Annotated in this window: 18 protein-coding genes; 9 read left to right on the plus strand and 9 right to left on the minus strand. The window is 57.5% G+C overall.

From position 1 onward, the window contains the following. Positions 1-236: 236 nt before the first annotated feature. The 3 genes from B5527_RS37940 to B5527_RS37950 are packed head-to-tail and all read left to right on the plus strand — an operon-like array spanning position 237 to position 4,626. A complete protein-coding gene (locus B5527_RS37940) occupies positions 237-1,010 on the plus strand; it encodes a class I mannose-6-phosphate isomerase (RefSeq protein WP_245332407.1) in 774 nt (257 codons plus the stop codon). Then, a complete protein-coding gene (locus B5527_RS37945) occupies positions 1,007-3,292 on the plus strand; it encodes a glycosyltransferase family 4 protein (RefSeq protein ID WP_079606046.1) in 2,286 nt (761 codons plus the stop codon). The genes B5527_RS37940 and B5527_RS37945 overlap by 4 nt, the downstream gene beginning before the upstream one ends. 35 nt (positions 3,293-3,327) lie before the next feature. After that, complete coding sequence (locus tag B5527_RS37950; RefSeq protein ID WP_079606047.1) at positions 3,328-4,626, plus strand: glycoside hydrolase family 130 protein; 1,299 nt, start codon at positions 3,328-3,330, stop codon at positions 4,624-4,626. A gap of 92 nt (positions 4,627-4,718) precedes the next feature. Here B5527_RS37950 and B5527_RS45595 read toward each other — a convergent pair whose 3' ends face one another. The 5 genes from B5527_RS45595 to B5527_RS37975 form a co-directional block, all read right to left on the minus strand. Next, a complete protein-coding gene (locus B5527_RS45595) occupies positions 4,719-4,859 on the minus strand; it encodes a hypothetical protein (RefSeq protein ID WP_172842790.1) in 141 nt (46 codons plus the stop codon). Positions 4,860-4,949: 90 nt separating this feature from the next. Further along, the gene (locus B5527_RS37955) at positions 4,950-5,198 is read right to left on the minus strand and encodes a hypothetical protein (protein ID WP_079606048.1); all 249 of its coding nucleotides are present in this window, start codon (positions 5,196-5,198) and stop codon (positions 4,950-4,952) included. Beyond that, entirely contained in the window at positions 5,198-5,449 is a 252-nt protein-coding gene (locus tag B5527_RS37960; RefSeq protein WP_079607816.1) for a hypothetical protein, read from the minus strand. The genes B5527_RS37955 and B5527_RS37960 overlap by 1 nt, the downstream gene beginning before the upstream one ends. A 226-nt stretch (positions 5,450-5,675) precedes the next feature. Beyond that, on the minus strand, positions 5,676-6,053 hold the full coding sequence (locus B5527_RS37965; protein ID WP_079606049.1) for a hypothetical protein: 378 nt from the start codon (positions 6,051-6,053) through the stop codon (positions 5,676-5,678). Between the two features lie 774 nt (positions 6,054-6,827). Beyond that, positions 6,828-7,013 carry a hypothetical protein gene (locus B5527_RS37975; RefSeq protein WP_079606051.1) on the minus strand — a complete coding sequence of 62 codons (186 nt, stop codon included), beginning with the start codon at positions 7,011-7,013 and terminating at the stop codon, positions 6,828-6,830. A 318-nt stretch (positions 7,014-7,331) separates the two neighbouring features. Here B5527_RS37975 and B5527_RS37980 point away from each other — a divergent pair, with 318 nt between their 5' ends. Next, complete coding sequence (locus B5527_RS37980) at positions 7,332-7,466, plus strand: DUF2934 domain-containing protein (RefSeq protein ID WP_245332408.1); 135 nt, start codon at positions 7,332-7,334, stop codon at positions 7,464-7,466. 114 nt (positions 7,467-7,580) lie between these two features. Here the strand turns inward: B5527_RS37980 and B5527_RS45600 are convergent, their stop codons facing one another. The 3 genes from B5527_RS45600 to B5527_RS37990 form a co-directional block, all read right to left on the minus strand. Continuing rightward, positions 7,581-7,736, minus strand: coding sequence for a hypothetical protein (locus B5527_RS45600; protein WP_172842791.1), 156 nt, complete (start codon positions 7,734-7,736; stop codon positions 7,581-7,583). A gap of 123 nt (positions 7,737-7,859) precedes the next feature. Further along, on the minus strand, positions 7,860-8,096 hold the full coding sequence (locus B5527_RS37985; RefSeq protein ID WP_079606052.1) for a hypothetical protein: 237 nt from the start codon (positions 8,094-8,096) through the stop codon (positions 7,860-7,862). 469 nt (positions 8,097-8,565) lie between these two features. Beyond that, complete coding sequence (locus B5527_RS37990; RefSeq protein ID WP_079606053.1) at positions 8,566-8,904, minus strand: hypothetical protein; 339 nt, start codon at positions 8,902-8,904, stop codon at positions 8,566-8,568. A gap of 60 nt (positions 8,905-8,964) precedes the next feature. On the opposite strand from B5527_RS37990, the gene B5527_RS46915 reads away from it, so the two are divergent. Next, entirely contained in the window at positions 8,965-9,264 is a 300-nt protein-coding gene (locus B5527_RS46915) for a DUF2934 domain-containing protein (RefSeq protein ID WP_245332409.1), read from the plus strand. Here B5527_RS46915 and B5527_RS38000 read toward each other — a convergent pair. Further along, positions 9,261-9,485, minus strand: a complete 225-nt coding sequence (locus B5527_RS38000) for a hypothetical protein (protein WP_154072755.1) — start codon at positions 9,483-9,485, stop codon at positions 9,261-9,263. The two genes, B5527_RS46915 and B5527_RS38000, sit on opposite strands and share 4 nt — an antisense overlap. Positions 9,486-10,838: 1,353 nt before the next feature. Between B5527_RS38000 and B5527_RS38025 the strand changes: the two genes are divergently transcribed. From B5527_RS38025 to B5527_RS46925, 4 genes are all read left to right on the plus strand, one after another. Further along, a complete protein-coding gene (locus tag B5527_RS38025) occupies positions 10,839-11,156 on the plus strand; it encodes a hypothetical protein (RefSeq protein ID WP_079606057.1) in 318 nt (105 codons plus the stop codon). 181 nt (positions 11,157-11,337) lie between these two features. Next, complete coding sequence (locus B5527_RS38030) at positions 11,338-11,796, plus strand: hypothetical protein (protein ID WP_154072756.1); 459 nt, start codon at positions 11,338-11,340, stop codon at positions 11,794-11,796. A gap of 638 nt (positions 11,797-12,434) precedes the next feature. Then, complete coding sequence (locus tag B5527_RS46920; protein ID WP_245332410.1) at positions 12,435-13,220, plus strand: hypothetical protein; 786 nt, start codon at positions 12,435-12,437, stop codon at positions 13,218-13,220. Positions 13,221-13,290: 70 nt separating this feature from the next. Continuing rightward, positions 13,291-13,659, plus strand: coding sequence for a hypothetical protein (locus B5527_RS46925; protein WP_245332411.1), 369 nt, complete (start codon positions 13,291-13,293; stop codon positions 13,657-13,659). Positions 13,660-13,698: the final 39 nt, after the last annotated feature.

Here is a 13,698-nt window from a genome sequence, read left to right on the forward strand (position 1 = left end):
AGCGCGCCGCTTTAGCCTCGCCAAATCTTATCCAGGTATCGACCAACGGCATATCGCTTCGATATGCGCGTTACGGGTCAGGACAACCGATGGCCATCGAACATGCCTCGGTGCAGGTCGTGCACAAGCCCTGGGGAGTCACCGATCTCCGGCCGTGGAGCAATGTTGACGGTTCTGGTGGCGCGGTCGGAGAGTTGTGGTTTCACCGACCAGATCAAACCGCGCCGGTTACCGCATTGCTGCTCAAGCTGTTGTTTACCAGCGCGCCGTTGTCGATCCAGGTTCATCCCGACGATGCCTTTGCGCGTTCGATAGGCCTGCCGAACGGCAAGAGTGAGGCATGGTATATTCTGTCGGCGTCGCCGGCGGCGCAGGTGGCCGTCGGATTGAAACGGCGTCTCAATCCAGAACAATTGCGCGCGTCAATCAGGAACGGCTCCATAGCCGATCTGATTCAATGGCGACCGGTCGTCAAAGGCGACGTGATCTTCGTGCCCGCGGGCACGATCCACGCCATAGGCGCGGGCATCGTGCTTGCCGAAATACAGCAGTGGAGCGACGCGACATTCCGTCTGTTCGACTATGGCCGGCAGCGCGAGTTACACGAAGACAGAGCTGTGGCCGTTTCCGACGCCGGGCCTGTTCAGATTCAATCCGCTCCGCGGCGTCTTTCCACCGAACGAACGCTTCTCACCGCTAGCCCCCATTTCGTGCTTGAACGGATCGATCTGTCGGCGAACACAAGCTGGGCACTCAATACCGATCGGGAGATGTGGTTTCTGGTGCTCGATGGCCGCGCGGCGATCGGACTGGCCGCGGCATCGGTCGGCGAGGCGATCTTCATCGGTGACGAACATGCAAGCGTCGAGGTCGGGCCCGATGGGTTCAGTGGCCTGATCGCCTATCCGGGGGCGGATCCCATCCCTTCCTTGTTGCGGGCCCTGGCCGGGGGCTCCATCAAATCAACCGCCGTTTCCCTTCCGCAATTTGAGATCGAGGTGCGGTCGTGACGCCGATCCGCCGTATCGCCTTCATCGGCAATTCGTTGCCCCGCCGCTGCGGGATAGCCACTTTCACAACCCACCTTCAGCAAGCCGTAGCGGCCTCGTATCCCGCTCTTGAGACAAGCATCGTTGCCATGACCGATCATGGTCAGGTTTACGATTATCCTGCGGCGGTCGCTCTGCAGATCGAGGCCGACGATGTTGACGCGTACGCAGGCGCCGCAAATTTCTTGAACGCCGGCCGCTTCGACACGGTTTGTCTGCAGCACGAATTCGGAATTTTCGGTGGCGAAGTGGGTGCACACATCCTTGTGCTGCTGTCGGGCCTCACCATGCCGGTGGTGACGACGCTCCATACCGTGCTGGCCGATCCGACCGCGGTGCAGCGCGCGGTGCTGATGGGCGTCGTCGAGGCGTCGTCGAAGATCGTCGTGATGGCGGGAAAGGCGCGCGAGCTGCTTCGCAGCGTCTATCATGTGCCTGACGACAAAATCGAAGTCATTCCCCACGGCATTCCCGATGTTGCGTTTGTCGCGCCGGATGTGGCCAAGACCAGGCTCGGGTTTGGCGGAAAGCCGGTTATTCTAACCTTCGGCCTGCTGTCTCCCAACAAAGGCATCGAGGTCATGATCGATGCCATGCCGTCTATCCTGCAACGCCGCCCTGATGCGGTTTATGTGGTGCTCGGTGCGTCTCATCCCAATCTGGTCCGGGAGCAAGGCGAGGCCTATCGCGAGAGCCTGACGGCGCGCGTGCGCGAACTGGGCGTTGAAGACCACGTGGTGTTCCTCGACCAGTTCGTGGATCAGACCACATTGCTCGAATTCATTTCGATGTGCGACATCTACGTCACGCCCTATCTCAACGAAGCCCAGATGACGTCAGGTACGCTGGCCTACAGCTTCGGACTGGGAAAGCCGGTGGTCTCGACGCCCTATTGGCACGCGCGCGAATTATTGGCTGATGGACGCGGCGTTCTGGTGCCGTTTGGCAACGCGACGGCGATCGGCAAAGAAATCGCGGCATTGCTCACCGATGACCCTCGGCGGCAGGCGATGTGCGAGCGAGCCTATGCTGTCAGCCGAACAATGACATGGGAGCGCACCGCCGAGCGTTACATCTCCGTCTTCACGAGCGCGCGGCAGGGTCACTGGCTCAAGATTATTCCACGATCTGGCAAGGGGGCACCTGAACAGCAAAGCGCTGCCGTGCCTGATATGCAAATCGGTCATTTCCTGTCGATGTGCGACGATACCGGTTTGTTTCAACATGCCGTGCATTCGGTGCCTGATCGCTCCCACGGCTATTGCGTGGATGACAACGCCCGCGCGTTGCTGTTGGCCTGCGCGCTGAACAATCCGGGCGAACAGCGCCTGTCGGAGGTTCTGACCGCCCGCTTTGCCGCTTTCGTGCAGCATGCGTGGAATCGCGACACAAGGCGATTTCGCAATTTCATGAGCTTCAATCGAGCCTGGCTTGAAGACAGTGGTTCCGAAGACAGCCATGGGCGAACGCTGTGGGCCTTGGGTGAGTGCGCGCGCAGAGATGCAAGCTCGTCACGACGCCTGTGGGCTTCCGCTCTGTTCGCCGAGGCGTTGTCGACCGCGGAGACTTTTCGTTCACCCCGCGCCTGGGCGTTCACGCTGCTGGGATTGGGTCCTTATTGCGCTGTCACTTCGGATGATCTTCGCGCGCAAGAGGTCCGGCGGTTTCTTGCCGACAGGTTGATGTCCGCTCTGGCCGCGGTCGAGACGCAGGACTGGGTGTGGTTCGAGGAAGGGTTGGCGTATGACAACGCGCGCCTGTCGCAGGCCCTGATGCTGACGGGCATGGCAACCCAAACGCCCGCTTATGTCGATACCGGATTGAGATCCCTGCGCTGGCTAATGACCCGCCAAACGGCACCGGAGGGTCATTTCCGGCCGGTCGGCACGGCCGGTTTCGGTGAACGGCGGCAACATCCGCGCGCCTTCGATCAGCAGCCCGTGGAAGCCACTGCGACCATTGCGGCCTGCCTGACGGCGTGGCGGGCAAATGGCGATGCCGAATGGGAAGCCATCGCAACCAACGTCTTCGCCTGGTTTCTCGGCAGCAATGATCTGTCCGTGGCGCTGGTCGATCTACATACCGGAAGCTGCCGTGACGGACTGCATCCCGACCGCGCCAATGAAAATCGCGGCGGCGAGTCGGTGGTGTCCTATCTTCTCGGTCTTGCCGAGATTCGCCAACTTGCACGCGTTAATATCGGTCCGACAAAACCTCCGGTACTTGCCGCCGTCGGTGCTTGAAATTTCACCTCCTACTCCAGCGGGCCGAGGACACCATGTCACAAGCCACCTTCCTGAACCGGCAGGCGCTCTATCTGCGTCCAGACCCCGCGCGCGTGATCGTGCGCCCATTCAAGCCGGCGACTGAACCCCGCGATCTCAACCCGACCGACAAGACACGCGCCAACCATATCGTCGACCGGGTTCTCGCACTCGATCCCGAAACCGCTGCCGGCCAGCTCGCGGACGTGCTGGAGAATTTTCTTGGCCGCCATCGCAATTTGCTTGAGACGTTCGAAGCCCGCGCCGACGAGATGGAAGAGGCTCTGGCGACTCACGGCACCTTTTCCAAAGTTCAGCGCCAACTGATCGGCGCCTATTTTCTCAACGAATATTCCTTCGAAGCCTCGGCGCTGTTCAATCCCAGCATCGTGCCGCATCCCGACCAGTCAGGCGCGCCGGAAGGTGCATTACGCTTCATTCTCAGCCTCCGCGCAGTGGGCGAAGGGCACGTGTCGTCACTGACGTTTCGTACCGGCACCATCGCCGCGGACGGCAGCCTTGCCGTCGACCCGACGGCCCGCCTCGCTTCGAGTCCCCGAATTGGATATCGGGTATCCGGACCGAACGGCGACGACGTTGAGGTCATCTTCAAGCCGGACGAAGATATCAGCGAACGCATCATTTTTCCGGTCACGGAGTCTCAATCGCATGGCATCGAAGATGCCCGCTTTGTCGAATTCAGCGATGGTGGCCGGAAAACCTACTACGCAACCTATACCGCTTACAGCGGTACGGCGATCCGATCGGAACTGATCGAGACCAGCGATTTCATATCATTTCGAATGACGCCCTTGCACGGAGCAGCCGCGCGCAACAAGGGCATGGCGCTGTTCCCGCGTCGTATCGACGGCAAGTATGCCATGATCGCGCGGCAGGATAACGAGAACCTCTATCTGATCTATTCCAGCGATCTCTATAGATGGGAGGATGGCCATGCCATTCTGAAGCCGGAATTTCCCTGGGAGTTCGTGCAGATCGGCAACTGCGGATCGCCGATCGAACTCTACGAAGGCTGGCTGCTGCTGACGCATGGCGTCGGTCCGGTCCGAAAATATTCCATAGGTGCGGCGCTGCTCGACAAGAAGGATCCTTCCAAAGTGATTGCGCGCTCGCGTGAACCGCTGTTGCGACCTGAACCGTCCGAGCGGGAAGGATACGTTCCCAACGTCGTCTATACCTGCGGGGCCATGCGGCATAACGACCAAATCATTTTGCCCTATGCGGTCTCGGATACGTTTTCCAATTTTGCGACCATCAGGATTTCGTCCTTGCTGCAGGCGATGCGGAACTGATCGTCGGTCGATGAACCCAAGACACAGCGGTTTGGATGACTACCCGAACAAGCCGCGCAGTCATCGTTAAGGGCGGTCGAATACGCCTATTGTTACTTCTTCTTTCCTGAACCGACGGTGGGCTGCCAACCCGACGCGCCTCCCTTTTGGCTCGCCGCCGCCGCTATCGTCTTGACCTTTTCTTTTTTCGGCTTTTTGCTTTCTCGATTGCCTTTTTGCTCGCCTTTAGCCATGCCGCTCTCCCATTGGTTGGTGGTAAACAGGTTTCACTGCTTTTGGTCTCGTGTCGTACTTCGATCGCTTCGGCTACATTGTTTCATCGGCTACATGGTTTCATAATGTGCCGCGCGCCCGACCGCTTCGTCGATTTCGCCAGCCAATTCATCCTCGCCGATCCCATGAAGGCTTATTGCCAGTTGCGAGGCTTGTTGTGCGTCCATCGACAACGGTTCGAAATCGTCATAGGCAAATTTTATTCGCCAGATACCGTGGGGATCTCGGTGCGGCTCGATCAACAAAATGGGCTGATCCAGTAATCCGTTTTCGAGCAACAGCGCATGCAATGGAGCCATCAGGGCATCGCATCGAATTCTGAGGGCAGTTGCCCTGCGCGATAGAACACCGTCGGCTGATCGTCGTAATCCCCGGTTTCGGGATCGGATACCATTGAGAAAGCCACGACACCCAAATGGCTCAAGGAGAGCCTCTCGGCGGTGCGGCGAGCGCCATCCGCCGACCGGCAAGAGACCGGCGCACTGGCTTTCAACTGGCCGCCCTTGCCACTGCTGAATGCCTGGACGAGGAAGGTCGTCTCGGTGGTCATAAAGCCGACTTTCGCGGTGTAAAACACCGCATTCAGAGGTGACCGCGGTACAACCGACCTCCGGCTGCGACTCCCGCCGGAAAACAGGTTGAAACCATCATGCGGTCGTTCGAATCGATTACGCGCCTAATCCTCACCAATAGCGAGTTAAATACGCATGGAAACCGTGCAGAGGACTTGGATTGGAACAAAGGGTGGCTGGAAGTCCCATTGTGTTCCGGACAGATCAAGGCGCGTCAGACTCTTGTTCGGTGCGGCATTTTGTTTCCTGCACGTCGCAGTTCAGTGGACTAAAGCTGCCGTAGACTTTGTTGCCCTGCACATCGACCAGCGTAAGTAATTTAGTCTGATATGTCTTACCTTGGTCAGGTGTTGTCAGCGTGTTTTCTTCCAAGATAAAACACTTATTGAGACGCACGTTGTAACTGTTCTCGTAAACCTCGAGACCTTTTCGATCCTCTTTGGGAAAATCTCTATCGAACATTTCTGCGCCGCTCTTGCCGCATCGCTCTTGCAACTCGTAAATCTCCTTCCTCGACTGGCTGTGGGCGGCTACAGATGCTGCCAATAGTGCAGTGAGCGTAATCCCAGATAACAATCTCATTGATCCCCCGCTATGTCCGCCGAGCTCGGGCAAATGAAGGGCCAGATGGTCGCCGTCGAGCAGGCCTCGATCGCGAAAAAGTGCAATATCCAGTTTCAGGCGGAGCGGCCGCCGGGGACCTGATTTGCTGATTTGACAATTCCCCTGTGGGGAGCGCTTTCGCGAATACTCCCGAGGTAACCTAGGGACCCGTCAAGCCCTCACAGGCGGCTTTCGTGCGTCCGCTATTGCCTTCGACCTCCGGTTGCGGTTGGATGGCGGCGGTTGAATACCTCGATCTCACGACCAGGGGATGCCAAAAGCAGAGACCGCTTTCTGGAGCTTCACAGTCGGCACGCGCGCAGGTCTGTCATCGTGGCCGAGGTTGATGCGCGTAGCACTGGCCCAAAACACCAACGAAAGCGCCAAGGTCATCAAAGAGTAAAGTCCGATGCCGTTCAAGCCGTGGGTACGAAACATCTCGCCGCTCGCTTGGCTCCTTGGCGCATCGGCAGTCGCCAACGTCGTCACGATGATAGCGGTCCTCTACCTCGCGTTTGGGACGCCGAAGGTCTATGTCCGCGACAGTTCAATCGACATCAATCGGCCAGCCACAGGAACGTCACACGGCCCGCGCTAGGCCTGTGGTCAAACGAAAACCGCCCGGGCGCATTACTGCACACGGGCGGGGGAATGTTCGGGGCGGTTGGCCTCACAGGCGGCAAGGGCGTCCAGAACGTGGCCGAGGGGAGCCAGCGAAGCGGAAGCTGAAGGAGGACGCCGACAGGGGCGGCCTTACTCCTTCGGCTGGGCTGTTACGGCCTCCGCGTGGATGGCCTTGGTTTCGTACTCCTTGGCGAGCGCGGATAGTTTCAGAGCAAATTCCGGATGGCCAGCGCCAGCCGCGAGCCGGTGACAATTTTTAGCCCGCGCGCGCAATGTCTCGCTCTCGACTTTTGGCAGTCGACTTCTTCTTGGCATTTTGTCTTCTCCCTCCAAACTCCGAACAATCTAAAAGGGACCACTCCTAAAATCAAAAGGGACCACTCCGTGAACACCGGATGGAAAGGGGCCAACGCCCCCGCGCGGACATCAGACGCTCAAATCAAAGCGCGGTGCTTAGCGTAGCATTCGCACGCCTTTCCACCTCACGACTTCTCGGAGTAACTGGGCGCCGGAACAAGGATGGAAACACCGTATTGGTATCGGTGATGTACCGAAAGCCTTGGGCTTCACGGCCCTGGCCTCTGGAACGCCGTTTCCCTCAAGCCGGGGTCGTGCTTACGGGAAGGAAACGATATGGAAAAAATGGAAAAACCGACCAAAGAACAAATCATCCATCGCGCTTACGAACTTTGGGAGCAGGCAGGAAAGCCGGATGGCAGGGACGAGGAGTTCTATCATCAGGCAGAAAGAGTTGCGGAACGCGGATAAATCCTCCCCATTGCGCACTCCCGACAACCTCTAACTTTTCGTGCGCCTCCATGCGAGCTAACGAGGGAAGTCCCGCAAAGCGGAAATTAAAAGAGGCCGCCAACTAAGGCGGCCTTACTTCGGTTGCTCGGGGTGAAGTGCGGCCTTCTGTGCCTTCATCCGCTCGATCAATTCTTTGATCCCCTCAAGCATGAGCCGATCCGTGATGCGGGACGCCATGTAACGGTAATGCTCGATTTTACTGTCGAGTTCGACGCACTTTTCACACATGGCACCCGCCGCAAAGTCACAGGCGGGGAGAAACTGGCCACCTGCTATCTTATGACGGCGGCAGGACTATTTTGTTTCAATGACGCTTTAGAAAGCTTCTACTGTCCGGCTACCGGCACATATCTATTTCTTCGGCATCATTCGCCCGTCTTTGATCTCGTGAGAAACGGCCTCACCATCCGGCTTCTCTGTGGCATTCAGGCGAGTAACTAGCCGTTCGCCGCTCCAAATCTCAACCGAATGCTTGGTGACAAGGCGCTTGGCTTTTTCGATAGCGTCGCCGTCGTCAGCGCAAACGAGTGGTTCAAATCCCATGATGTGGCCGTCGTCCCCGACGAGGTATGCACGGTACTCTGCCATCCGAAGTCCCCACTACCGGATCGGGTGATAGTATGCCTATTATTTAGGCTTAGTGAAAAGGGATCATTCGCAAAATGAAAAGGGACCACTCCGTGAACAGCGGGTGGAAAGGGGCCAGTACCTCGTCGCCGGTACTGGCCTAATTAGGCCCCTCCGCAGATTCAAAACAGGCCACTCAAACGAAAAGCCCGGCGCCAGGCCCGGGCTGATACGCAAGTATATTCCGATCGAAGGCAATGGACTGAGTTAATCGAAGATTAAGCCCGCTGTCTGTCCACAAGTTAACTTTGGAACTCTCGCACCCGCAGGTTCAAAACAGGCCACTGTGATTTAGTGAACGCTAACGCCATGCCAGCGGAAATATCGGCTCATTTCGCTCGTTGCCTTCTCCTTCACGGTCGTCAACCCGATTTGCTGGTGGGCTCGAAACAGCCCATTACTCCCGGCGTTTTTGGCGCGCCCACCGCCCTCAATTATCCAGCCTTCGGCGTCCTGTCGACCGCTCGGACTCAGCCGCCTTCTTGGCGGGCTTCTTTCCCTCGATCGCCAATGACATTTCCTTTTGACCTGCGGAGGCCCTGCGGGGCTTCTTGCCCTTCGGGCCGGCCTCGCTGGCGATGCTGTTCTTCAGGGCGTCCACGAGGTCCACAACGTTCTCGCCCTTTGGCCGCGGCTTCGCGCTGATGGTCCTGCCGTTGCGCTTTGCGTTGATAAGCTCGGTCAGCGCCTCTTCGTAGTGGTCTTCGAACCGCTGTGGCTCGAAGTCCGCGGCTTTCTGGGTGACGATATGCTTGGCGAGGTCGAGCATACCTGAGTCGGGTTGAACAATTTTGCAGCTCCATCGTTTTATAGTCGATGGAGGAGCGCTGTGGATCCGAAGCAGATCGTAAACAGCCTTATCTTGAAGGCAAAAAAATACCGCGACTTTGCGCTATCGATCGGCGACGTTGAAACGGCTCGGCGGATATTGGCGCTGACGCATGAGCTGATACAACGAGCTCGTGCTCTGGCGAGGCCGGACGAAGCTCTAATCCGGAAGCGCGCGCGGGAAATCTGGGAAGAAAACGGGCGGGCAGCCGGAAGAGACGAAGAATTTTGGTTTCAGGCCGAACGAGAATTTCGGGAAGCTGAAAAGCTAACAAAGGAAATCGGGGACGATGCTGGCTAGTGCGGCGCGAGGGTCGGCACCCGGCCTTCTGCCTTGAGCACCTCCACGATAGCGTCATACGCGCGGTCGTCGATGATGCTGATAAGCTGGTCCAAGGTTTCTTCCGCGCTACGGGGGCCAGGCTCCAGATAGTCAGCGATCACCACATGATGTGCGCCGTCGAAGGCTTTCTCGATCCGCTCTGCCGGGTCATGTACGCAACTCATAAACAACGGATTCAAGATCGGAACAATTGATTTGTTCCTGTGGGAACGACACAGGTAAAGCCGGATTGCTTAGAGGGCTGTGACTGTAGGCATGGCCCGGCACGGCCTCGGTCCAAATGCCATGCAGGCCGGGGTCGTGCTCTTAAGAGAGTTTGATCTTGATTGATAAAAGCTGTCCCATTTGTTTTGGCATAGGGTGGGTCTGCGAGAACCATCCCCATCGTGCTTGGGAGAAAGAGATAGAATGCGCGTGCGGCACCGGAGAGCCATGCAACGGACGCGAAGAGCCGGACACAAGCCAAGTCCTTATCGAAGAGGAAAATATCACACGACATTGAGACGGCGCGAGAGGGGGGCTGGTCTTGCGGCTTCTATCCCGGCTCCGAGCCGGGCGAGTGGACCGACGATGTTCGCGCGCATCGGCGTCATGCGGGCGCTCAATCGTCACGTCGAGCGCGTGTTCAATTCAAATCGCAAAGATACGCATTGGGGAAAGCGGAAGGTGAAGGGATGAATGAGTAAGGCGCGGCGACTCAAACGCTACCATCCTTTCCCCTTGGCCATGGCGCCCGCCAACTTCAAGCGCGCTAAACCTGATGATGCGAGCACATGAACGGAGACACTCCTGCATCAGCACGAGACAAAGCAGCTAGCGGACGGTAGGGCCATGGAGTTGATCAACTGTCACGACTGTGAACGATCCGTTTCATTTAGCGCTGCGAACTGCCCGCACTGCGGATCGGCGGAGCCTGCCGGACCGTACCGGCACAACAGGAAAGAGGTCCGCCGTCACAGGATCGAAGACAAGAACGACAGAACCCTGATCGCAACCACGGTGGTGCTTGGCGTGATCGGTGCATTCTACGGCGTCGAAACTAGCTCGAGCATCCTTGGGGCGCTTATAGCCGGTCTCTGGTACGGCTTTGTTGGTGTAGCCATCGGAGCGCCCTTGGCCTTCGCAATAAACATTACGCGCAATTGGCGATAGTGCTGGCCTACTTGCCCCAGCTGGACGGCCGCCGCTCTCCCGCTAGTCATCGCCAAACACAAATTCTGGTTGAACAGCCTTGCGCGCGCGCTCTGGTTGATGAACACTCGGCCGGGGCATTAGGGGCTGAAGGCGAACGGGAAATGAACCGGTGCGAGTGGCCTGGGGGACATCATTTAAACGACGATAAAAGCCCGCTGATAGGCCTCTTGAGCTGCATCGTGTGCAAAGAGACAATGAACCTTGATGGAAGCGCCCCCGACGCTGAAGGCAAGGACATCATTCAATATCGTTGCAAGCGATGCGGCAGAATTGAGCGGGTGCTACTACTCCGCCGAAATCGAGATGCGGCGGGCTGAAGAAGAAACCGAAGGGCGACCATGGGATCCGGCGGCACGAAAGGCGCTCCTACAGACGTTCCGACCACGTCGGAAAGGGAGGAACCCCGCGGCCTGGCGCGACCGGCTCCGGCAAAAGAAAAGAAGACTGCCGAGGAACTGGCGGCGATGATCCGTCAGGATTTGAGCAAGGTGGATGGCTGCCCTAAACAGGGTGTCAGCGTAACCGTCTATGGTCTTAGCCCGTGGAATTCTTTGCTGTCGTTTGGCGTCGACGCCGGCCCCGTTCCCAATAAGGTCGATCTACAGAATTTTTGCGACCTCATCACCGAGCGGTTGAAGCGGTTGTACGACATTTAGGGCTTAGCTGAGCGGCTTTTGCCCGTCTTAATCCCAGAGCCCGGAAGATCCGCTGGCGAGCGTGTCAAGCAACGTCTCTATTTTCGGTTGTTTGACGGCTTGTCGCGGTCAGGTTGTGTGGGGTAGGGTCGCCCCGGGTCTGGGGAAATACGGCGCGTTCAAAATCCTCGAGACCGGGTGGGTGCCGATGCTTCTCGTCTGCACCCTTGGCGCCATTGAACTACCCATTCGCATGCGGCGTGCGGCAGCGGCGGTTGCAGTAGCGGTGCTGATCGTCGCGGTCATCCAAGTGGCCCGATTTGAAAGGTCATCGCCGATCAAATCGATCTCGCAATACGCGGACCTCTACGATGCCATCCCGCGATCAGACATCGTTAACGTCAGAATCGCCGATCAACTCTCATTCGAATGGGCCGTGTACTATCTCCGCGATCACCGCGCGGTCTACACTAAGGGCGAGTTGATCTACTACCCAGCGGCCCAAACCGATAAATCATCAGAAAAAAGCCGGGCGGCAGATGCCGAATACATCCTCACCGACACCAAACAAGAAGAATCGGCAATCTGGTCTAACGAAAAATTCTTTCTCTACCCACTGAAGGCGCCGCGCCTACAAGACGCGTCTGCTACCAACAAATGAAAGTGAGCTAGGCCTTCCATGAGCATTGTAGACATCGGTAAAAGGGCAGTGAGAGCGATGCTTCTTCCGACCACATCTCGCCCAATACCCAATAGAAGCGACGGCAAGTTCTTCTACCAAGCTATCGACCTTCCCGGGATAGGGGGAGTTCCGGGAGTTTGGGATCACCGCGGGACTGAAAATGTCTACCTAGCGGAAACAGATTTTTCCGGGTTGAGCGTAATCGACGTGGGGCCGGCCAATGGCTTCTGGTCATTCGAAATGGAACGCCGAGGTGCAAAAGTCACGGCGGTTGAACTTGGCCCCACTGACGATTGGGATGCTGTTCCCCATGGCGGGACGCCTGAAGATGGTTTAGGCGACATCCTAAAATCGAATGTCGAAACAGTGCACAATGATTTTTGGACTTGTCACTCCGCTATCAAATCCAGCGTCGAGGTAAAGCGCGGCTCAGCATACCGTCGACCTCCACCGCGACCGTAGACTAACGCTGCCCAGTCAATTTGACGGGCTTCCAGAATGGACGATAGCCGCGATCGGGCGCCTAGGTTGGTGTCAGGAGTCTGTGCCGCAAGGGTTGCAAACGTAGAAAGGCCCTTTTTTCAAGCGATTACACGGGTGCTGCATTCGATAGAGTTTTGTCAATCAAACCCAACACGGTCATGGAACCCGAATTTCCAAGCATCGAAGATGACAATATGGTCTCGCCCTATGCGCGAGAAGTCGAGTACGCCCTGATCCTTTCGCAGATGATCAATATAGCGAAGGAAGATCCTTCCCAGATGCGCTTGGCGATCTACGAGTTTGCGCGCGCCAGACTGAAGACCGCTACCTCATGGGCCGACGAAGCTGAACGAGAGCGGCTTTCGGCCTCGCTCGAGAAGGCCATCCAGGGAGTCGAGCAGTTTTCGGCACGCAGCGACCAGAAGGAGCGGCTTCAGCTTTCGACTGCATCCGCGCATAGAGCGCTCGGCAGCTCGCCAGTCGAAGCAACGACTACGTCGATGGTACCGGTTCATCTGGTAAGCTCAGCGCCAGACGGCATTCCAACGCGAAAAGAAGCTTATTGGCGGCCTGAAGCGCAGCCGGTTATAGAAGTGCAAATGCGGGGGCAGGTATCCAGGCTGGCTCGGTTCTCAATCGGAATCTTGCTGTTCGGTTTGGGCCTGGCAGTTTATACGGAGCGAACGTCCCTGTTGGGGGCGGGTGAGAATTTACTTTCAGCGATAGTATTAACGCCTCCAAAGCCGGTAGCTCCGCCATTGATTTCGGAGCCGGCTCAAACACCCGTGGCAGCCGACTTGAAGACGGCCGCGGCTTCATCGAGTGCGCCGCCTTTTCCGCTGCCGAGCGACTACGGCGTGTACGCCGTAAGCAATGCCGGCCTGAGCGAGCCAAACTCTTCCCGCACTGGTGCCGGATAAGCGGGTTGCAATCTCGACACCTGTCAATCAGCTCAGCCGCACGACTCTTCCGGACGGAAAAACAAAATTCGTGGTGTTCCGCCGCGATCTTGCCGGCGACGCGCTCGATCGGATTGAGGTGCGTGTGGTTGCCCGGGTGATGCGTGCCGCGACGTTCGATGCCAAGGGAAAGCCGAATTTCTCGCCGGTTTCGGACGCCTGGAATATTCGGAATCTATCATATGAGTTTAGGGTTCGGCCGATTGCTGGAAACCCCGAAATGGTTCTGGCGCAGCCAAAGGATTCCGATTTCACGCTTCCTGCGGGCCGCTATGTTCTTGCTCTGAAGAATCAGGGCTATGATTTCACGGTTGCCGGTAAGGTGACCGACCCGTCGCAATGCCTTGAGCGGATAGATGCGGCCAATGGTTCGTTCTACAGCGTTTGTCAAAAACAGTAGACGCTTCTTCTAACTCTAACTCCAAGAGGCGGATGTCGG

This window comes from Bradyrhizobium erythrophlei (genome assembly GCF_900129425.1).
Classification (GTDB): Bacteria; Pseudomonadota; Alphaproteobacteria; order Rhizobiales; family Xanthobacteraceae; genus Bradyrhizobium; species Bradyrhizobium erythrophlei_C.

Coding starts and splice junctions, on each gene's coding strand:
- B5527_RS37950 (WP_079606047.1), top strand. CDS start 3,328: ATGTCACAAGCCACCTTCCTGAACCGGCAGGCGCTCTATCTGCGTCCA.
- B5527_RS45595 (WP_172842790.1), bottom strand. CDS start 4,859: ATGGCTAAAGGCGAGCAAAAAGGCAATCGAGAAAGCAAAAAGCCGAAA.
- B5527_RS37955 (WP_079606048.1), bottom strand. CDS start 5,198: ATGGCTCCATTGCATGCGCTGTTGCTCGAAAACGGATTACTGGATCAG.
- B5527_RS37960 (WP_079607816.1), bottom strand. CDS start 5,449: ATGACCACCGAGACGACCTTCCTCGTCCAGGCATTCAGCAGTGGCAAG.
- B5527_RS37965 (WP_079606049.1), bottom strand. CDS start 6,053: ATGAGATTGTTATCTGGGATTACGCTCACTGCACTATTGGCAGCATCT.
- B5527_RS37975 (WP_079606051.1), bottom strand. CDS start 7,013: ATGCCAAGAAGAAGTCGACTGCCAAAAGTCGAGAGCGAGACATTGCGC.
- B5527_RS37980 (WP_245332408.1), top strand. CDS start 7,332: ATGGAAAAAATGGAAAAACCGACCAAAGAACAAATCATCCATCGCGCT.
- B5527_RS45600 (WP_172842791.1), bottom strand. CDS start 7,736: ATGTGTGAAAAGTGCGTCGAACTCGACAGTAAAATCGAGCATTACCGT.
- B5527_RS37985 (WP_079606052.1), bottom strand. CDS start 8,096: ATGGCAGAGTACCGTGCATACCTCGTCGGGGACGACGGCCACATCATG.
- B5527_RS37990 (WP_079606053.1), bottom strand. CDS start 8,904: ATGCTCGACCTCGCCAAGCATATCGTCACCCAGAAAGCCGCGGACTTC.
- B5527_RS38025 (WP_079606057.1), top strand. CDS start 10,839: ATGGGATCCGGCGGCACGAAAGGCGCTCCTACAGACGTTCCGACCACG.